General features: G+C 63.9%; 17 protein-coding genes. 9 read left to right on the top strand and 8 right to left on the bottom strand.

What is annotated here, in order from left to right; genetic code table 11:
• The 4 genes from GA0004734_RS12595 to mgrA all read left to right on the top strand — a co-directional run bounded on the left by GA0004734_RS12595 (window position 1) and on the right by mgrA (window position 5943).
• The gene (locus tag GA0004734_RS12595; RefSeq protein WP_245292407.1) at window positions 1–2475 is read left to right on the top strand and encodes a glycoside hydrolase family 2 protein; all 2475 of its coding nucleotides are present in this window, start codon (window positions 1–3) and stop codon (window positions 2473–2475) included.
• 54 nt (window positions 2476–2529) lie between these two features.
• Entirely contained in the window at window positions 2530–3291 is a 762-nt protein-coding gene (locus GA0004734_RS12590) for a sugar phosphate isomerase/epimerase family protein (RefSeq protein WP_092936270.1), read from the top strand.
• A gap of 30 nt (window positions 3292–3321) precedes the next feature.
• Window positions 3322–4455, top strand: a complete 1134-nt coding sequence (locus GA0004734_RS12585) for a Gfo/Idh/MocA family protein (protein ID WP_092934161.1) — start codon at window positions 3322–3324, stop codon at window positions 4453–4455.
• Window positions 4456–4911: 456 nt separating this feature from the next.
• Complete coding sequence (mgrA, locus tag GA0004734_RS12580; RefSeq protein ID WP_092934159.1) at window positions 4912–5943, top strand: L-glyceraldehyde 3-phosphate reductase; 1032 nt, start codon at window positions 4912–4914, stop codon at window positions 5941–5943.
• A gap of 52 nt (window positions 5944–5995) precedes the next feature.
• Here mgrA and GA0004734_RS12575 read toward each other — a convergent pair whose 3' ends face one another.
• The 4 genes from GA0004734_RS12575 to GA0004734_RS12560 all read right to left on the bottom strand — a co-directional run bounded on the left by GA0004734_RS12575 (window position 5996) and on the right by GA0004734_RS12560 (window position 9912).
• Window positions 5996–7024, bottom strand: a complete 1029-nt coding sequence (locus GA0004734_RS12575; protein ID WP_092934157.1) for a sulfate/molybdate ABC transporter ATP-binding protein — start codon at window positions 7022–7024, stop codon at window positions 5996–5998.
• Window positions 7021–7938, bottom strand: a complete 918-nt coding sequence (gene cysW, locus GA0004734_RS12570) for a sulfate ABC transporter permease subunit CysW (protein ID WP_092934155.1) — start codon at window positions 7936–7938, stop codon at window positions 7021–7023. Before cysW ends, GA0004734_RS12575 begins: the two co-directional genes overlap by 4 nt.
• Window positions 7939–7940: 2 nt before the next feature.
• The gene (gene cysT, locus GA0004734_RS12565) at window positions 7941–8762 is read right to left on the bottom strand and encodes a sulfate ABC transporter permease subunit CysT (RefSeq protein WP_092934153.1); all 822 of its coding nucleotides are present in this window, start codon (window positions 8760–8762) and stop codon (window positions 7941–7943) included.
• Between the two features lie 172 nt (window positions 8763–8934).
• The gene (locus tag GA0004734_RS12560; RefSeq protein WP_092934151.1) at window positions 8935–9912 is read right to left on the bottom strand and encodes a sulfate ABC transporter substrate-binding protein; all 978 of its coding nucleotides are present in this window, start codon (window positions 9910–9912) and stop codon (window positions 8935–8937) included.
• 340 nt (window positions 9913–10252) lie between these two features.
• Here GA0004734_RS12560 and GA0004734_RS12555 point away from each other — a divergent pair, with 340 nt between their 5' ends.
• Window positions 10253–11359: a TRAP transporter substrate-binding protein gene (locus GA0004734_RS12555; protein WP_092934149.1), complete on the top strand. Its 1107-nt coding sequence runs from the start codon at window positions 10253–10255 to the stop codon at window positions 11357–11359.
• A 143-nt stretch (window positions 11360–11502) separates the two neighbouring features.
• Here GA0004734_RS12555 and GA0004734_RS12550 read toward each other — a convergent pair whose 3' ends face one another.
• Window positions 11503–13254, bottom strand: a complete 1752-nt coding sequence (locus GA0004734_RS12550) for a TRAP transporter large permease (protein WP_092934148.1) — start codon at window positions 13252–13254, stop codon at window positions 11503–11505.
• Window positions 13251–13835: a TRAP transporter small permease subunit gene (locus GA0004734_RS12545; protein ID WP_092934146.1), complete on the bottom strand. Its 585-nt coding sequence runs from the start codon at window positions 13833–13835 to the stop codon at window positions 13251–13253. The genes GA0004734_RS12550 and GA0004734_RS12545 overlap by 4 nt, the downstream gene beginning before the upstream one ends.
• Window positions 13836–14160: 325 nt before the next feature.
• Between GA0004734_RS12545 and GA0004734_RS12540 the strand changes: the two genes are divergently transcribed.
• Entirely contained in the window at window positions 14161–14496 is a 336-nt protein-coding gene (locus GA0004734_RS12540) for an RcnB family protein (protein ID WP_092934144.1), read from the top strand.
• Between the two features lie 44 nt (window positions 14497–14540).
• Here the strand turns inward: GA0004734_RS12540 and GA0004734_RS12535 are convergent, their stop codons facing one another.
• Entirely contained in the window at window positions 14541–16457 is a 1917-nt protein-coding gene (locus tag GA0004734_RS12535; RefSeq protein WP_175386338.1) for an O-linked N-acetylglucosamine transferase, SPINDLY family protein, read from the bottom strand.
• 61 nt (window positions 16458–16518) lie between these two features.
• Entirely contained in the window at window positions 16519–17493 is a 975-nt protein-coding gene (gene znuA, locus GA0004734_RS12530; RefSeq protein WP_092934140.1) for a zinc ABC transporter substrate-binding protein ZnuA, read from the bottom strand.
• A gap of 222 nt (window positions 17494–17715) precedes the next feature.
• Between znuA and GA0004734_RS12525 the strand changes: the two genes are divergently transcribed.
• Genes GA0004734_RS12525 through GA0004734_RS12515 form a run of 3 tightly spaced genes read left to right on the top strand, consistent with a single transcriptional unit; the run spans window position 17716 to window position 19911 of the window.
• The gene (locus tag GA0004734_RS12525; RefSeq protein WP_092934138.1) at window positions 17716–18690 is read left to right on the top strand and encodes an ATP-binding cassette domain-containing protein; all 975 of its coding nucleotides are present in this window, start codon (window positions 17716–17718) and stop codon (window positions 18688–18690) included.
• On the top strand, window positions 18683–19513 hold the full coding sequence (locus GA0004734_RS12520) for an iron chelate uptake ABC transporter family permease subunit (protein WP_092934136.1): 831 nt from the start codon (window positions 18683–18685) through the stop codon (window positions 19511–19513). Before GA0004734_RS12525 ends, GA0004734_RS12520 begins: the two co-directional genes overlap by 8 nt.
• Complete coding sequence (locus GA0004734_RS12515; RefSeq protein WP_092934134.1) at window positions 19513–19911, top strand: Fur family transcriptional regulator; 399 nt, start codon at window positions 19513–19515, stop codon at window positions 19909–19911. Before GA0004734_RS12520 ends, GA0004734_RS12515 begins: the two co-directional genes overlap by 1 nt.
• Window positions 19912–19913: the final 2 nt, after the last annotated feature.

The raw sequence follows: 19913 nt of genomic DNA, 5'->3' as shown, positions 1-19913 counted from the left end.
ATGACCGAGCAGAGACCCGAAATGACCGAAGCCGCCACCACCCACACCACCGATCTTTCCGGCACCTGGACCCTGTCGAGCCTCGACGCGAAACACACCCTCACCATGCCGGTCCCCGGCGATGTCCACAGCGCGCTGCTTGCAGCCGGCATCATCCCCGACCCCTATGTCGGGCGCAACGAAGCCGACGTGCAGTGGGTGGCCGAGCAGGACTGGGTGCTGGAGCGGACTTTCGACATTACCGATACCGCCTCGACCGACAGCTGGTATCTCGACCTCGCCGGGCTGGACACGGTGGTCGATGTCACCCTCAACGATACCCTTGTGCTTGAGGCCGACAACAGCTTCCGCCGCTACCGCCCCGACGTGTCCGGCAAGCTCGTTCCCGGCGTGAACCGGCTGAGGCTGGTCATCAAATCCTCCGTGCGCGAGAGCGCCGAGCGGCAGGCCAAACAGCCGTTCTACATTCCCTATTCCACCGCCAATTCTCCCATTCCCAACGGCAGCATGCTGCGCAAGGTCCAGTGCCATTTCGGCTGGGACTGGAACATCGCCATCGCACCCCTCGGCGTCTACGAGCCGCCGCTTCTCAAGCGGCTGGCGGAAGCGCGGATCGAGCATGTGACGACGCGGCAGGATTGGCATGAGGATGGCTCGGTCGATCTCGTCGTCACCGCCGCGCTCTTTGCGGCCAGAGCCGGGCATTCGTCCGTCAGCTTCGATCTCGACGGCACCAAACAGACGCTCGACGTCGATCTCGCCAAGGGGAAGACCACGGTAGAGCACACCTTCCCGGTCCCCCGGCCGAACCTCTGGTGGCCGGCTGGCAGCGGAGACCAGCCGCTGTCGCGTCTCGTCGTGTCCGTTGGCGGCGATCACGTCCGCAAGACCATCGGTTTCCGCAGGATCGAACTTCTGACCGATCCGGACGAGGCCGGCAGCCGCTTTGCCTTCCGGGTCAATGGCGTCGAAATCTTCTGCCGCGGGGCGAACTGGATCCCGGCCGACGCCCTGTTCTCGCGCGTCACCCAAGCCGGCGTCGCGGATCTGCTACAGTCGGCTGTCGATGCGCATATGAACATGATCCGCGTCTGGGGCGGCGGCTTCTACGAACCGGACTGGTTCTACGACCTTTGCGACCGGCTGGGCCTCATGGTCTGGCAGGACTTCATGTTCGCCTGCAACCTCTATCCCTCGACCACGGATTTCCTCGAAAACGTCGCGGTCGAAGTGGACGATCAGGTGCGCCGCCTGTCGTCGCATCCCTCCATCGCGCTCTGGTGCGGGGATAACGAGCTTGTCGGCGCGCTGACCTGGTTCGAGGAAAGCCGCCGGGATCGCGACCGTTATCTCGTCTCCTACGATCGCCTGAACCGCACCATCGAGACCGCGATGAAACGGGCGGCACCGGACCTGATCTGGTGGCCATCGAGCCCGGCCGTCGGTCCTCTGAACTTCGGCGATGCCTGGCATGCCGACGGTGCGGGCGACATGCACTACTGGTCGGTCTGGCACGAAAACAAGTCGTTCGACAATTACCGTACCGTCCGCCCGCGCTTCTGCTCGGAGTTCGGCTTCCAGTCCTACACATCCATGCCGGTGATCCATCAATTCGCTGCGCCCAAGGATCTTAACATCGCCTCGCCGGTGATGGAGAGCCACCAGAAGAATGCCGGCGGCAACGAGCGGATCGCGGGCACCATGTTCCGCTACTTCCGCTTCCCCAAGGATTTTCCGAGCTTCGTCTATCTCAGCCAGATCCAGCAGGGTCTCGCCATCAAGACGGCCGTGGAGTTCTGGCGCTCGCTGAAACCCCATTGCATGGGTACGCTCTACTGGCAGCTCAACGACACCTGGCCGGTCGCATCCTGGTCGAGCCTCGATTATGGCGGCAGCTGGAAGGCCATGCATTACATGGTGCGCCGCTTCTTCCAGCCGGTCGCCGTCGCCGCCATCCCCTCGGACGACGGAAAGACCCTTGCGATCTCGATGGTCAACGACACGCGGGAAGCCGTCAGCGTCGAGGTTCAGACCTTTCTCGTCTCGACATCCGGTGAGCGTCGGCCGCTATTGGCCGCAAGCGGCACATGCCCCGCCGACCGTGCCGCAACGCTGGTCACGCTTCCCGCCGCCGATATCCCCGAAGGCATGCTGCTCTTCTGGACCTTCGAGGCCTCGGACGGCGCGCGCGGTGCCGGCCACCATGTGGCGGGTACCTACAAGACGCTCGATCTCGAACCCTCCGGCCTGACGCTGACGACGGCCGGCCGCGATGGCGGTATCGACGTCACCGTGTCGGCGACGGGGCTCGCCCTCCATGTGATGATCGAGGCCGATGTCGCCGGTCGCTTCAGCGACAACGCCTTCGACCTGACCGCCGGCGACAGCCGCACGGTGCGCTTCACGCCGACGACGCCGGGCCAGCGCCCGTCGCCGGTCTTCACCGTCTACGACCTGCAATCCTCGGCCGGTTGACGCTCCTCGATGGAGCCAGAGACCGACCCGCATTTTCTGAAAAAGGACAGTTCCATGAGACCGCTCAGCTTCCAGCTCTACACCGCCCGCAATTTTCCGCCGCTCTCGGATGCCCTGCATCTCGTGGCCAAGGCCGGCTATACCCAGGTCGAAGGCTATGGAGCGCTCTATGGCGATCACGACGACAACGCGGTCCAGGCGCTGAAGACCGATCTCGACCGCAACGGGCTGACCATGCCGACCGGGCATTTCAGCCTCGATATGCTGGAGAACAAGCCGGATCGCGCCATCGACGTGGCGAAGATGCTGGGTATCCAGACGATCTACTGCCCCTATGTCCTGCCGGAGAACCGGCCGACGGACGCGGCAGGCTGGAAGGCGTTCGGTGCGCGCCTTCAGAAGGCCAGCGAGAAGGTCCGGGCAGCGGGGCTCGGCTTCGGCTGGCACAATCACGACTTCGAATTCGCGGCCCTGCCGGACGGCACTGTTCCGATGGACCTCATTTTCGAAGGCGGCCCGGATCTCGAATGGGAAGCTGATATCGCCTGGGTGATCCGCGGCGGCGCCGATCCGCTGGCCTGGATCGACCGTTACGGCGACCGCATCACGGCGGTTCACGTCAAGGACATCGCACCGGCCGGCGAGAACACGGACGAGGACGGCTGGGCGGATGTCGGACACGGAACGGTCGACTGGAAGGGGCTTTATGCCCGTCTCGCCTCGACACCCGCCAAGACCTACATCGTCGAGCACGACAATCCGAGCGATCTCGCCCGCCTTGCCGAACGCTCCATCGCCTCCATCAAGACCTTCTGACAGCACGACCTTTTCAAAGGAGCACACGTCATGACACAGGATCTCGGCGTCGGCATCATCGGATGCGGCAATATTTCCACCACCTATTTCCGGCTCGCGCCTCTGTTCAAGGGCATCGAGATCCGCGCCTGCGCGGATATCAACCCGGCAGCGGCCGAAACGCGCGCCGGCGAGTATGGGGTCAAGGCACAATCGATCGACGAGCTTCTCGCCAATCCCGATATCGACATCGTCGTCAATCTGACGATCCCGGATGCGCATTTCCCTGTCTCGAAACACATCCTCGAGGCCGGCAAGCACGTCTACTCAGAAAAGCCGCTCGTGCTGACGCTGGAGCAGGGCGAGGAGCTCCGCTCGCTTGCGACATCGAAAGGTCTTACCGTCTGCTGCGCGCCGGATACGTTCCTCGGCGGCGCGCATCAGTTGGCGCGGGCCCAGGTCGATAGCGGTCGCATCGGTCGCGTGACCTCCGGCACCTGCCATGTCATGAGCCCCGGCATGGAAATGTGGCATCCGAACCCGGATTTCTTCTTCCTGCCGGGTGCCGGTCCCGTGCTCGATCTCGGGCCGTATTACGTGGCCAACCTGATCAACCTCATCGGGCCGGTCAAGCGCGTTGCGGCGCTCGCCTCCAAGGCCGCGAAGACCCGCACCATCCTGAGCGAGCCGCGCAAGGGGCAGGTCATTCCGGTGAAGACGCCGACAAACATCCACGCGCTGCTCGAATTCCACAGCGGTGCCACCGTGACGCTGACGGCGAGCTGGGATGTCTGGTCGCATCGCCATGGCAATATGGAGCTTTACGGCACCGAGGGCTCGCTTTATGTGCCGGACCCCAACTTCTTCGGCGGCAAGGTCGAGGTGAGTGGCAAAGGCAAGGAAATCTCGCCGGTCGACCGTTGGGACCATCCGTTCTCGGTCGAGAATCAGGAACATCCGCAGGGCCCGCTCGCCAATTACCGCACGGCCGGTCTCGCCGATATGGCGCAGGCCATCACCGACGGCCGTGACCCTCGCTGCTCGCTGGAACGCACGCTCCACGGCGTCGATGTCATGGTGTCGATCCTGAAATCGGGCGACGAGGGACGGTTTGTCGATCTCACCACCACCTGCACCCAGCCGGCCCCGCTCGGCATCGAGGCGGCGCGGGCGCTGCTGCGCTGATCGGTCGGGACTCAATGGCGTCCGGGATCGGGCGCCGTTCGCGGTCTGACCGTTGGTCCTACGACGTGTGCAGCTTCCGGCGGTCTTCGTCGCTCGGATTGCACGCCTCGCCGGAAGAGGTATAGAATTTGCCGTCCGGCGAGGGGTTTGTGCCCCCGCCGCAACCCGGCATGCCCGGTTTCCCGTCGCGTCCGCCGGGGAGGCCGGCTCCACCATTGCCCGCGGGAGTTCCGTTGCCCCCGTCACCGCCATTAGCGGCATGGAGTGATAGAGGCGTCGCCAGAAGGCACAGGGTAGCCAGTATTTTCGGTATTGCTTTCATGTCTTTAGCTCCGAACTAAGTGAGACCATGGCGCCATTGTGCGGTATCACCATACGAGAACACGCCGAGTCGTTCGCCCTCGCGGGGCTGACGCGACATGCCTGACAATACGTACGAAATATGGAGCAACGACGATGACCTGGCACCCCGCCGACACCCGCTACGAGACGATGATCTACAACCGCTGCGGCCGCTCCGGCCTCAAACTTCCGGCGATCTCGTTCGGGCTGTGGCACACCTTCGGCGAAACCACGCCGCATGCCTTGAAGCGCGAGATGTGCCAGACGGCTTTCGATCTCGGCATCACCCATTTCGACCTCGCCAACAATTACGGCCCGCCCTATGGCGCTGCCGAAACGGCCTTCGGCGCGATCTTCGCCCAGGACTTCAAGCCCTATCGCGACGAGATGATCATTTCGTCCAAGGCCGGCTACGACATGTGGCCGGGTCCCTATGGCGAATGGGGCAGCCGCAAGTACCTCATCGCCTCCTGCGATCAGAGCCTGAAGCGCATGGGCCTCGACTATGTCGATATCTTCTACTCACACCGATTCGATCCCGAGACGCCGCTGGAGGAGACCTGCGGCGCGCTCGATCATATCGTGCGGTCCGGGCGGGCGCTCTATGTCGGCATTTCGTCCTATAACTCGCAGCGCACCCGCGAAGCCGCCGCGATCCTCAGGGAGCTCGGTACGCCGCTGCTCATCCACCAGCCGAGCTACTCGATGATCAACCGCTGGGTCGAGGACGACGGGCTCCTGGATACGGTCGAGGATCTCGGTGTCGGGTCCATCGTGTTCTCGCCGCTGGCGCAGGGCATGCTGACGACGAAGTATCTCGACGGCATTCCGGGCGACAGCCGCGCTGCCCTCAACCACTATCTCAACCAGCGCCTCATCCGTCCCGAAGTGATCGACAACGTCCGCAAGCTCAACGAGATCGCCACCCGTCGCGGCCAGACGCTGGCACAGATGGCGATTGCATGGGTGTTGCGCGGCGGACGCGTGACGTCGGCGCTGATCGGCGCGAGCAAGACCTCGCAGATCGTGGATTGCGTCAAGGCGATCGACAATCTGTCGTTTACGACCGAGGAACTGGCCGAGATCGACACCTACGCCCGCGAGGCGGATATCAACCTCTGGGCCAAGTCCGCCGAGCTGGCCTGACGTTCACCGCGTAGCAAGCCGGCGCATTGCCGGCTTGCTAACTCTGCCCGGTTCAAGCCGGTGTGGTGGAAAATACCCGCGGGCGCAGGATTTCCAACGTTCCGCGCGCCGTCGTGCGGAAGGGGAATTCTGGCGCGGTGTCGAATTCGACATGCTGGCCATCGGCCGTCACCGCGAGGATGCGCTTGGAGTCCGGGCGGTCGATGACGCGCAGGATGACGGCGGGGATGCCGGCGCCGTCCTCGCGCCAGATGACGTCGGCCGGTCGGAAGAACAGTTCCGCCGGACCGTCGGCGACGCCTGCCGCATCGAACAGGATCTCGTTGACGCTGGCGCGTCCCGCCGTCACCGTCGCCCTCAGCCGATTGGCATCGCCGAGAAAATTCATCACGAAGGCATTTTCCGGCGCGCGGCAGACCTCTTCCGGCGTGCCTGCCTGCACGATCCGTCCCTTGTCGAGGATGACGACGCGATCCGCGAGATCGAGCGCCTCGGCCTGGTCGTGGGTGACGAAGAGCGTGGTGATCCCCAGTTCCTCGTGGATCTTGCGCAGCCAGCGGCGAAGGTCGCGCCGCACATTGGCGTCGAGCGCGCCGAAGGGCTCGTCCAGCAGCAGCACTTTCGGATCGACGGCCAGCGCCCGGGCAAGGGCCACGCGCTGGCGCTGTCCGCCGGAGATCTGCGCGGGGAAGCGGTCCTTCAGCCCGTCGAGCTGCACCAGCCGCAGCAGATCGGCGACGCGGTCGGCAATCTCGGCCGTCGAGCGGCGGGTCTTCGAGACCTTCATGCCGAAGGCGATGTTCTCGCCGATCGTCATGTGGGGGAAGAGCGCATAATGCTGGAACACGAAGCCGACGCCGCGATGGCGGACCTCGATGTCGGTCGCGTTCTCCTCGCCGAAGAAGATCGCGCCTTCGTCGGGATATTCGAGGCCTGCGACCATGCGCAGAATCGTCGTCTTGCCCGAGCCCGAAGGGCCGAGCAGGGCCACCAGTTCGCCGCTTTCGATCTCAAGCGAGACGCCGTGCACGGCGCGGAAGGTGTCGAAGGTCTTGACGATTTTATCGAGGCGGATCTTCACGGCTTGGATATCCCCGGTTCAGTCGTTTCGAGTTTTGGCCCTGCCAATGCCGGCCCGGTCAGCGCCGGACGCTGCACGCGGCCGGCGCCACGGCGCTCCAGCGCGACCTTGGCGATCAGCGTCACAATGGCAAGGCTTGCAAGGATCGAGGCGGCCGCGAAGGCGCCGACCGCGTTATAGTCGTGGTAGAGCAGTTCGATGTGCAGCGGCAGCGTGTTGGTCTGGCCACGGATATTGCCCGAGACGACCGAGACGGCGCCGAATTCCCCCATGACGCGGGAATTGCAGAGGATGACGCCATAGAGCAGCGCCCATTTGATGTTGGGCAACGTGACGAACAAGAACGTCCGCCAGCCGCTTGCGCCGAGCGATGTCGCGGCTTCCTCCAGATCCCGGCCCTGCGCCTGCATCAGCGGAATAAGCTCGCGGGCGACGAAGGGTGCGGTGACGAAGAGGCTGGCCAGCACGATGCCGGGCAGGGCGAAGAGGATCTTCATGTCGGCCGATTGCAGCGCCTCGCCGAACAGCCCCTGAAGGCCGTAGACGAAGAGATAGGCGACGCCGGCGACGATGGGCGAGACGGAGAAGGGAATCTCGATGACGACGAGCAGCAGGCGGCGTCCGGGGAAGTCGAATTTGGTGATCGCCCAGGCGGCGGCGACCCCGAAGATCGTGTTGATGGGGACGGCGATGAGCGCGGTCAGCGCCGTCATCCAGATGGCATGAACCGTATCGCGATCCATGATCGATTTCGCGAAGAACGCGGCGCCCTTCGAGAAGGCCTGCACGCCGATGATGACGAGCGGGGCGACGATCACCAGCGCTACCAGCACGAGAACCACGGCGATAAGCGTGTTGCGGAAGACCGGCTTCTCGCCGATGCGCGGCGGGCGGCGGGTTTTGGCTGTTGTCATGGTCAACCCTTCACCGTGTAGCGCAGGGCGCGGGTTTGCAGGATGTTGGTGATCGCGAGCATCAGGAACGCGGCCATGAGCATGACGGAGGCGATGGCGGCGGAGGCGGGGTAGTCGTATTCCTCCAGCCGGATGAAGGTGAGGAGGGCGGTGATTTCCGTCTCGTAAGGCTGGTTTCCGGCGATGAAGATGATGGCGCCGAACTCGCCGAGGCTGCGCGCGAAGGACAGCGACAGGCCGGCAAGCATGGCCGGAAAGAGCTGCGGCAGCAGCACCCTGGCAAAGATCTCACCGTCGCTGGCGCCCAGCGTCTGCGCGGCCTCTTCCAGCGCGCCGTCAAGCTCTTCCAGCACCGGCTGCACCGTGCGCACGATGAAGGGCAGGCTGGTGAAGGCCATGGCGACAATAATGCCGATGGGGGTGTAGGCGACCTTGATGCCGAGGCTCGACAGCGCTCCGCCGAACCAGCCATTGTTCGCAAACAGCGTCGTCAGGGCGATGCCCGCCACGGCCGTCGGCAGCGCGAAGGGCAGGTCCACCAGCGCATCGACGATGCGGCGGCCGGGGAAGCGATAGCGGACGATGACCCATGCGAGCGCCATGCCGAAGACGAGGTTGAATGCGGTCGCGGCGGCAGCGCAGAGCAGCGTCACGCGATAGCTCGCAACAGCGCGGTCCGACGAGACGATCGTCCAGTAGTCGCCGGGGCCGAGGCTTGCCGCCTTGAAGATCAGCGCGCCGAGCGGCAGCACCACGATCACGGCGACATAGACCAGCGTGATGCCGAGGGTCAACGGCAAGCCGGGAAGAATGCGCCGAGCCAAGGCCGGTCCTCTTTCTCTTCAGGTCGCGTGGACGGCGAGGGCCGTCCTGCGGTCGTTTATGGGCCGCAGCGTCGTTCGTCACCGGCGGTGGCGGACGGCTCTGCAAACAAATAGAGGCCGCGGGGACACTCGGTCCGCCGCGGCTTCCGTTTTCCATAGATCGCGCCTGCGATCAACGGCTGCCGTAAAGTTTGTCGAGATGGCCGCCTTCGGCGAACTCTTCCTTCTTGACGTTGGCCCATCCGCCGAACACGTCCTCGACCTTGAGAAGACGGATATCCGGGAACTGGTCCTTGAAGGTCGCCGCAACCGTGGCGTCATTCACGCGGTTGCCGTTTTCGGCCAAAATCGTCTGGCCTTCGGGCGTGTAGAGAAAGTCGAGATAGGATTTCGCGAGCTCGCGGGTTCCATGCTTGTCCACGACCTTGTCGACAACGGCGACCGGAAATTCCGCGAGCAGGCTGACGGAGGGAACGACGATATCGAACTTGTCCTCGCCGAATTCCCGGGCGATGCCCTTGGTTTCCGCCTCGAAGGTGATCAGCACGTCGCCGGTCTCGCGCTCCACGAAGGTGGTGGTGGCGGCGCGGCCGCCCGTGTCGAAGACGGGGACGTTGTCGAACAGCTTGGCAATAAAGGCATCCACCTTGGCCGGATCGTCCTTGAAGGTCTCCTTGGCGAAGGCGAGCGCCGCCAGATAGGTGTAGCGCGCATTGCCGGAGGTCTTCGGGTTGGGGAAGACGACCTTCACGTCGTCGCGAACCAGATCGTTCCAGTCCTTGATGCCCTTCGGGTTGCCTTCGCGCACGAGGAAGGCGGGGAAGGAGTAGTAGGGCGAGGCGTTGTTCGGGAAATCTGTCTTCCAGTCATCGGTGACGAAGCCGCCTTTCACCAGGGCATCGACATCGATGACCTGGTTAAACGTCACGATATCGGCTTCCAGACCTTCCAGAATGGCGCGCGCCTGCTTGGACGATCCGCCATGCGACTGATCGACCGTGACGCCGGGATGCTTGGCAACGAAGGCCTCGTTGACCTTCTCGAACAACTCGCGCGAAATGTCGTAGGAGGCGTTCAGCAGCTTGTCGTCGGCATGGGCGGACGCGGTCAATGCGGCCAGGGCGGCACCGATCAGAAGGAAGCGTTTCATTCAAGTCTCCGGTCTGTTGATGGCGGCATCATAGGGTGGTGTCGCCTTGTGTCCGAGGTCGGCCATCTCAGGTTGTTCGGCCATCCGGGAAAATTATTGCCGGGATGGGGGCCGGGGCAGAAAACCTGTCGTCTTCACGGTCAAGTCTCCCTTTGCTGCAAAAGTCGAACTGCCCTGTCGCCACCCCCGCTGGACACGGCGACGGGGGCGTGTAATCTCCCTCTCGGGAAAGCGGTTCCCTCAAGGAAACCGCTTCTGGGATCAGGCGCCTGAAGGGGCGCCCGCAGGGAGGACAGACCGGCATTCTACCGGCTGACTGCGACAGGAGGAGAGACAGAACATGGATCGTCGTTCATTTATTCGTCGAGCAGGGATTGGTAGCGCCGGAGCCGCCGCTGCAACCGTGCTGGCGGCACCCGCCATTGCCCAGACGACCCCGAAAGTCTCCTGGCGGCTGACGTCGTCCTTTCCGAAATCGCTCGACACGATCTATGGCGGCGCCGAGGTCATATCGAAATATGTTTCGGAAGCGACCGACGGCAATTTTCAGATTCAGGTCTTCGCGGCCGGTGAAATCGTCCCCGGATTGCAGGCGGCCGATGCCGCGGCATCCGGCACGGTGGAGGCCTGCCACACGGTTTCCTATTATTACTGGGGCAAGGACCCGGTCTGGGCGCTCGGCGCCGCCGTTCCCTTCGCGCTCAACGCTCGTGGCCACAATGCCTGGCAGTATCACGGCGGCGGTATCGACATGTTCAACGAGTTTCTGGCGCCGCAGGGCCTCGTCGCCTATCCCGGCGGCAATACCGGCGTGCAGATGGGTGGCTGGTTCCGCAAGGAAATCAAGACCGTCGCCGACCTCCAGGGCCTGAAGATGCGCGTCGGCGGCTTTGCCGGCAAGGTCATGCAGTCGCTTGGCGTCGTGCCGCAGCAGATCGCCGGCGGGGACATCTATCCCTCGCTCGAAAAGGGCACGATCGACGCGGCCGAATGGGTCGGCCCCTATGACGACGAGAAGCTCGGCTTCTACAAGGTCGCGCCGTATTACTACTATCCCGGCTGGTGGGAAGGTGGCCCGACCGTCCACGCCATGTTCAACAAGACGGCCTTCGACGGTCTGCCCAAGGCCTACCAGTCGCTGCTGCGTACCGCCTGCCAGGCCGCCGACGCCAACATGCTGCAAAAATACGACTACCTGAACCCGGCCGCGATCAAGCGTCTCGTGGCGGCGGGCGCGAAGCTCAGCCCGTTCAGCGCCGATATTTTGTCCGCCTGCTTCGACGCCTCCAACAAGGTCTATGCCGACATGGAAGCGACGAACCCGGCCTTCAAGAAGATCTGGGGCTCGATCAAGGCGTTCCGCTCCGAGTTCTACCTCAATGCGCAGATCGCGGAATACAATTACGATACGTTCATGATGATTCAGCAGCGCAACGGCAAGCTCTGATCGATCTTTACCGTTTCAAAGACCGCCGCCGGAGCCCGTTCTCAACCACGGGCTCCGGCGGTTTTCGTTTGTCGTTTTACCACATGAGAAAAGGCCGGGGATGGACCCGGCCGTTCTTTTGCTGCTCGCTGCTTCTGCCCGCCCTATTTGAACGAGGGCGGGGCGCTGAGGTCGTTCATCGGAGGCGGCGCACTCAAGGGATCGGCGGGTTTCGGGCTGTCCAGCGGGTTTCCGGAGGGCAGTTGCAGACCGCCGGGGAGGCTCAGGCCGCCGCCGTTGTTGCCGAAGCCGGGAACCTCGATCTTGATCGTGTTCGGATCGACCGCCGCGCCGTCACCCTTATAGTGCATGACCATCTGCGGAAACAGGATCGTCAGCGCCACCATGATGATCTGGATGCAGACGAAGGGAACGGCACCCCAGTAGATCTGGCCGGTTGTCACCGGCGGCGTCATTTTGCCGGTGATGCGGTCGAGATAGGGGATCTTCGGGGCGACCGAACGCAGGTAGAACAGGGCGAAGCCGAAGGGCGGGTGCATGAAGCTCGTTTGCATGTTGATGCCGAGCAGCACGCCGAACCAGATCAGGTCGATGCCGAGCTTGTCGGCGGCAGGCGCCAGCAGCGGCACGATGATGAAGGCCAGCTCGAAGAAGTCGAGGAAGAAGGCGAGGAAGAAGACAAGCGCGTTGACCGCAATCAGGAACCCGGTCTCCCCGCCCGGCATGGCCGTGAGCAGGTGCTCCACCCAGATATGGCCATTGACGCCGTAGAAGGTCAGCGAGAAGACGCGGGCGCCGATGAGGATGAAGAGCACGAAGGCCGACAGGCGTGTGGTGGCGGCCAGCGCCGAGCGGATGACCTCCATCGACAGGCGGCCCTTGGCGCCGGCCATGATGAGCGCGCCGACGGCACCCATGGCGCCGCCTTCGGTCGGCGTGGCAATACCGAGGAAGATCGTGCCGAGCACGAGGAAGATCAGCGCCAGCGGCGGGATGAGGACGATGATGACCTGCTGGGCCAGCCGCGACATCATGTTGAGCCTGGTCGTGCGGTCGATGAGGGCGACGACATAGATGAAGGCGACGCCGCAGGTGCCGCCGAGAATGTCGGCATCCGGCCCGTAGGTCGGCGACAGCATGACGTGGGCCGCATAGGCGAAGGCGAAGGCGACGGCGAGCGCGACGATGAGCGAGGTGACGCCGGAGCCGAGGGTGCGCGCCTCCAGCGGCAAAGCCGGCATCGCATCGCGCTTGATGAACGACATCAGCAGGATATAGCCCATGTAGAGGCCGGTGAGGATGAGGCCGGGGATGAGCGCGCCGGCATACATGTCGCCGACCGAACGGCCGAGCTGATCGGCCAGGACGATGAGGACGAGCGAGGGCGGGATGATCTGGGCCAGCGTGCCGGATGCGGCGATGACGCCGGAGGCGACGCTGCGGTCGTAGCCGTAGCGCAGCATGATCGGCAGGGAGATGAGGCCCATGGCGATGACCGAGGCCGCGACGACGCCGGTGGTGGCGGCGAGCAGCGCGCCCACGAAGATGACGGCATAGGCAAGGCCGCCGCGCACGGGGCCGAACAGCTGGCCGATCGTATCGAGCAGATCCTCCGCCATGCCGGACTTCTCCAGCACGATTCCCATGAAGGTGAAGAAGGGGATGGCGAGCAGTGTGTCGTTCGACATCACCCCCCAGAACCGGTCCGGCAGCGCGTTGAGCAGCGGCCAGGACAGGTTGATGCTGTCGGAATAGGGGGCGAGTTCGACGCCGATGACGAAGAACAGCAGGCCGTTCGCGGCGAGCGAGAAGGCGACGGGGTAGCCGATCAGCATGAAGACGATCAGCGAGAGGAACATGATCGGGGCGAGGTTTTCGGCGATGAACGCGATCACGGGCGCGCCTCCGGGTCGATGGTCGACGGCACTATTTCGAGCGGCGCATGTGTCGGCACATAGGGCGCGGGGTCGTCGATGATGCCGCGCATGATGGCGATTTTCTTGACGATCTCGGATACGCCCTGAAAGGCCAGCAGGATGAAGCCCGCGAGCAGGATGGCCTTTGCCGGCCAGAGGATGAGACCGCCGGCGCTGGAGGACATTTCACCGGAGACGTAGCTCATGCGGACATAGGGGATGAGATAGACGATCATCACGAGCACGAAGGGCATCAGGAACAGGAGGTGGCCGAGCAGGTCGATCCAGTGCTGCACCCGGCGCGAGAAATTGCCGTAGACGACGTCGATGCGGATGTGCTCGTTCTGCTTCAGCGTGTAGGCGGCGGCCAGCATGAAGGCGGCGCCGAAGAGGTACCATTGCGCTTCGAGCCAGGCGTTCGAAGACATGTTGAAGGCTTTGCGGATGACCGCGTTGCCGGCACTGACGAGCACGGCGACGAGGATCAGCCACGTCACGGACTTGCCGATGAACTCCGTCGTCGCGTCGATCAGGCGGCTGAGGCCCAGCAATGGTGTCATGTCGATCTCCCTCACTCGGCTGCTCTCCCCAGCAGCCTTCCTTGTGCCACAGTGCCGATTTCGGACGTGCTTTCAAGCGCTTTGGGCTGTTTTCAGTGTGGTTTGGCGCGGATGCGACCAAAGTCGAAGATGCGGTATGGCCGGCGTCTAAAGGGATCGGGTGACAGACTCTGTGCGGGCGGCCAGCTGTAAATTTCATGCGTTTAATGATGAATGACTTATAATATGCTGATATAGTTACGGAAATGTAATGTGCGCCTTCACCTCCCGTTCATCATCGCGGCCCTAGTTTCCGGCTGTCTCGAAACACGAAGGACACACTTTCATGAAGCGTTTTATCATCACCCTTCTCGCCACATCCTTCTTGGCCGCGCCGGGCGCCTTTGCTGCGCCGCAGGACCGGAATGACGGGTTCCGGGGCCGGAAGGTCGAGCGGCATTCGACCACGACGATCAAAAAGACGGTCGTGCGCAAGAACCGCTGGACGCGCGGCCACCGCCTGTCGCCTGCCGAGCGCCGCCGCACCGCCGAGGTCCGCGACTACCGCCGCTACCGCCTGAACGCTCCGCCGCGTGGCCAGCGCTGGGTCAAGGTCGATAACGACTTCCTGCTCATCAGCGTTGCCACAGGCGTCATCGTCGGCCTCGCCTCTAGCCGGTAAGCCATGTTCGCCGCAGCTTCCTTGCGGGGCTGCGGTGTTCCCTTTCAACGAAAACGCCCCTTCCGTTCGGGCAGCGCCGGCACATCGAACGATGCCGGCGGCAGCCTCAGTCTCGCCCTCTCGGCCATTCTCTCATAGGCGGCTTCGAGGTGGAGACAGAATCGCTCGGCGTCGAACAAGGGCGCGGAGTCCCGGTTCCCGATCAGCCGCTGCTTGAGGTGCCCAATCTCTTCCGGATGCCTTGCGAGGGCGACCGCGCGATCGATCAAGGCCTGTTTGTCCGCGAGGACGAGGTCGGGCAGGCCAATCGCCGTCAGCAGGCTTTCGGAGACCCGCGACGCGAAATTTCTTCCCCGCAGGGTGATGACCGGAAGACCCGCCCAGAGCTGGTCGGATGTCGTCGTGTGCCCGTTATAGGGAAAGGTGTCGAGACCGAGGTCGGCGGCCTGCAGCCGGGCGATATGGCTCTCGTAATGCGCCTTTCCTGCAAAGACGATCTGCGTTTCCGCAACGCCCCGCGCCGCCATGGCCCGGGCGAAATTTTCGCGTGCGACACTGCCATCGACGAGGACCCAAAGGAGGGCGTCCGGTACCTGGCGAAGGATGTCGGCCCAGATGTCGATCGTCTCGATCGTCATCTTCCGGGTCACGTTGAAGGCGGCGAAGACGAAGCGGCCTTCGGGAAGGCCGAGTTCGGCGCGGGACGTTGGCGGCGGAAGGGCGCGGTGGAACGGGTCGTTCGGCTGGTAGGTTTCGGGAAGGCGGCAGATGCGTTCGTGGTAGAAGGGGGCGGACGAGGGCGGCGTGACGATCGGGTCGCCGATGACGTAATCGCAGTCAATGTTGGTGTTGCTGCCGGGAAAGCCGAGCCAGGACACCTGCACGGGCGCCACGTTTTCATTGAGGATGGTGTTCCGGTTGCCGGCGGTCGAACCCTTAAGATCGACGAGAATGTCGATGCCGTCGGCGCGGATTGTCTGCGCAGCCTGCCCGTCGCTCATGGCATGGATGGGGACGATGCGGCCCCAGCGCGTGCGATCAGAGGTCTCGGCGGTCGTGAATTGGTCGTGCGTATGGCAGTAGAGCGTGACATCGAAGCGGTTGCGGTCGTGCAGGGTGAGGACGGCCTGCAGCAGGCGCATGGTGGCGTGGCCGCTCCAGAAGTCGCTGGAGAGGTAGCCGATCCGCAGCGGTTGCGTGCTGCGTTTCCGGCTCATGCGGGGGCGGGCGGCGAAGGTGGGTTTCGAGCGGTTGCGGGTCGGGGTGCCGTTGGTCGCGAGACGGTTCAGGCGTTCGTTGTCGCAATGGAGCAGGTTGGCATAGGGCGTTTCGCCCTGGAGGAGCGGCGGTGTCGAGGTTGCCGTGTCCCAGGAGGCCTTCTCCCACCGGCTTTCCAGATCGGCCAGGGCTTTATAATCGCAAAAGTCCCGCGCGATCGCCATATAGGTTGCCTGCGCATAGGGATCGTCGGTCTTCAGGTTCGCCAGCTTGCGAAAGACGGTGAGCACGGCGGGGTCGCGGTCTTCGCCCGCATAGAGGTTTGCGGCGAGATGGATGTGGGCGGGGTCGTCGCTCTCGACCAGAGCCGCCCGGACGAGGTGCGCTGATTGGGCATCGCCGGAGCGGATGAAGGCTGAGGCGACGAGCGCCGCGACAGTCGCGTTGTTGGACTGGAGCACGAAGAGCCGCATTCCATAGAGCAAGGCTCGTGCATCGTCCCCGGCGACGACGGCTGAGGCGGCGGCGCGCTCCAAGGCTTCGGGCGTCGGATCGAGATCGACGGCGCGACCGAAGAGATCAAGCGCGTCCTTTTCCAGGCCGAGCTTCTGGAAGGTCCGGCCGAGAAGCGTCAGCACGCCGGCATCCGCGCCGTCATCGACCATGCTGCTCAAAAGCGTGAGAGCGGCGATGTAGTCGCCGCTCTCGTAAGCTCTGGTCGCGTTCGCCAATCGTCCCGTCATAGCATCACGCCTGTCTGTCATCGATACCGGGATGATGGCGAAGCGACCTTGTGCGAGGCCATCAGCCCTGCTGGGACAGGCAGCTTGCCAGTGACTGGGCGACGCCGTTCATCAGCTGGAAGTAGAGGTCCGGGCCGGCGGTCAGCGTGCCGGCTTCGGGGTCCAGCGTACCGGATCTGGCCGTCGTGCCTTCCAGAACGACGTTGACCAGCTTCGGCTCGAACTGGGGCTCGGCGAAGACGCAGGTGGCGCCGAGCGTTTCGATCTTGGCGTGGATTTCTTTCAGGCGCTGGGCGCCGGGAGCGGTCTCCGGGCTAACGGTGATCGAGCCGGCAACCGTGACGCCGTAGCGGTTTTCGAAATACTGGTAGGCATCGTGGAAGACGATGAAGGGGCGATCCTTGATCGGGGCGACCGTGGCGGCAATCGCGAGATCCAGGGCGTCGATGCGGGCGTCGAGGGTCTCGCGGTTGGTGCGGTAGGTTGCGGCATGTTCGGGATCGGCCTTCGCCAGCACTGTTTCGATCTCGGCGGCCATGGCCTTGGCGTTGCGCGGATCGAGCCAGGAATGCATGTCGAACTCCCCGTCGTCATGAGCATGCTTGGCGTCATGAGCGTCGGCGGCGTCATGGCCATGAGCGTCCTCGGCCTCGTCGCCATCGTCATGCGGCTCGAACGGGCCGCCTTCGCGCTGGGGCAGCTTTTCGACGCCCGGCGCTTCTTCGAGCGCGACGATGGTGGCCTTGGAGCCCAGCGTTTCCAGCGGCTTTTCCAGAAAATGCTCCATGCCTTCGCCCATCCAGAAGACGACATTCGCCTTCTGGAGCGCCGAGGCATTGGACGGCTTCATGTTGTAGGTGTGGGGGGAGGCGGCGCCTTCCACGATCAGCTTCGGCTCGCCGACGCCGGCCATGATGGAGGCGACGAGCGAGTGGATCGGCTTGATGGAGACCACCACATCGGGTGTCTGGGCGTGGGCCGTGCCGGCTGCGAGGAATGCGGTGGCGGCGAGGATCAGCGAGGCGCGAGGGGACATGGAGAAGCTCCTGTAGGGTTCATGCCGGGTCCGACCATCTCGCGAGCGACGAAGACGTCGCGGTTGAAGGGATGGTCGGGCCGTTTGTTCGGGCAAGACGTCGGCAGGGGTCAGGGAGGATGCCGGCGGCTTGTATTCTTAATGTAATGTTATTACATCAATTGCGTTATGCTATAACGTGTGGCATAGCCGCTGGCAACAGGGTCCTCCGGGAAATTTCCGATGTCCGAAACCGACATTCATCCGCACACCGCGCCTGCAATATCCCGCACGGGTGCGCCCGCGCGCGCCGCGAACGAGGCGCTCGTGACGCTGCGGGAGGTGGGTATTCGCCGGAGCGGGCGGTGGCTGGTGCGGGGCGTCGATTTTTCCGTCTCGCGTGGCGAGATCGTGACGCTGATCGGGCCGAACGGCTCGGGAAAATCCACGACCGCGAAAACCGCCATCGGCGTGATGAAGCCGGACGAGGGGCGCGTGGAAAAGATCGGCGGCCTGAAGGTCGGCTATGTCCCGCAGAAACTTTCCATCGACTGGACGCTGCCGCTGACCGTGGAGCGTCTGATGACGCTGACCGGGCCGCTGAAAAGCGCCGAGATCGCCGAGGCGCTGTCGTCCACCGGCATCCTGCATCTGGCGCGGGCCGAGGTCCAGCATCTCTCCGGCGGCGAGTTCCAGCGGGCGCTGTTGGCGCGGGCGATCGCCCGCCGGCCGGACCTGCTGGTGCTGGACGAGCCGGTTCAGGGCGTGGATTTCTCCGGCGAGATCGCGCTTTACGATCTGATCAAGACCATTCGCAACCGGACCGGCTGCGGCATTCTGCTGATTTCGCACGACCTGCATGTCGTGATGGCGGAAACGGATACGGTGATCTGCCTCAACGGGCATGTCTGCTGCCGCGGTACGCCGCAGGCGGTGAGCCAGAGTCCCGAATATCAGCGCCTGTTCGGCGTGAAGGCTGCACAAACTCTTGCTGTCTACAATCACGATCATGATCACACCCATCTGCCCGACGGCCGCGTCCTGCATGCGGACGGAAGCCTGACGGACCATTGCCATCCGGATGACGGCCATCACAGGGACGACCATCACGGGGATGATACGGCCGTTCAGGACCACGTGCATGACGATACCTGCGGATGCGGCCACAGCCAGATCCGCCTGAAGCGGCTCGAACCGGGGAAGCGCGACCGTGCTTGACGATTTCTTCATCCGCGCCCTCATTGCCGGCGTCGGTCTGGCCATGACCGTCGGGCCGCTCGGCTGCTTCGTGGTCTGGCGCCGCATGGCCTATTTCGGCGACACCATGGCGCATTCCGCGCTGCTCGGTGTCGCGCTCTCCCTGCTGCTCGACCTGAACCTGATGGTCAGCGTGTTCATCGTCGCGGCGATGGTGTCGCTGCTGCTGCTGGCACTGCAGAAGCGCGGCGGGCTTTCGACCGATGCGCTGCTCGGGATTCTCTCGCATTCCTCGCTGTCGATCGGCCTCGTCATCGTCGCCTTCATGACCTGGGTGCGGATCGACCTCGTCGGGTTCCTGTTCGGCGATATTCTCGCCGTATCAGAGGCCGATATCGACATCGTCTGGGGCGGGGGCATTCTCGTGCTGATGGCTCTGGTCATGCTGTGGCGGCCGCTGCTCGCCGCAACCGTCAATCCGGAGATCGCGGAGGCCGAGGGCCTGCATCCGGAGCGGTCGCGGCTGTTCTTCATGCTCCTGATGGCGCTCGTCATCGCCATCGCCATGAAGATCGTCGGCATTCTGCTGATCACCTCGCTGCTGATCATTCCCGCCGCCACGGCCCGCCGCTTTTCGGCCTCGCCCGAGATCATGGCGGTGTTCGCCTCGCTGATCGGTGCGGTGGCGGTGGTCGGCGGGTTGTTCGGCTCACTGCATTTCGATACGCCGTCCGGCCCGTCCATCGTGGTCGCCGCCGTCGTCATCTTCGTCCTCAGCCTGTTGCCGATCGGCCGGCGCGGGCCGGACGGTACGCCGTTTTCACCGCCGGGAGGACATCACTGATGGAGCCACGCAAGCTGACCCGCAACCAGGCGCTCGTTCTGGAAACGCTGACCCATGCCGAGGCGCCGCTCAGCGCCTATACGATCCTCGACAAGCTGCGCGACCACGGGTTTCGGGCGCCGCTGCAGGTCTACCGGGCGCTGGAGAAGCTGACCGAATTCGGCATCGTTCACCGGCTGGAGAGCCTCAACGCCTTCGTCGCCTGCACCCATCCGCATGATCACGGGCCTGACAAGGCCGTGATCGCGTTTGCGATCTGCGAGGATTGCGGGCAGGTGAGCGAGATCAGCGATCCCGAGATCGAGGACCGGCTGGCTCTGCTCGCGAGCAAGCAGCAGTTCAGGACTGAAAAGACGACGATCGAGATGCGCGGGCATTGCGGAAATTGCACGGCCTGAGA

The sequence above is a fragment of the Rhizobium sp. 9140 genome, from assembly GCF_900067135.1.
In the GTDB taxonomy this organism is placed as follows: Bacteria; Pseudomonadota; Alphaproteobacteria; order Rhizobiales; family Rhizobiaceae; genus Ferranicluibacter.
Note: the sequence above shows the minus strand (reverse complement) of the source record. Positions and strands in the feature narration are given on the sequence as shown.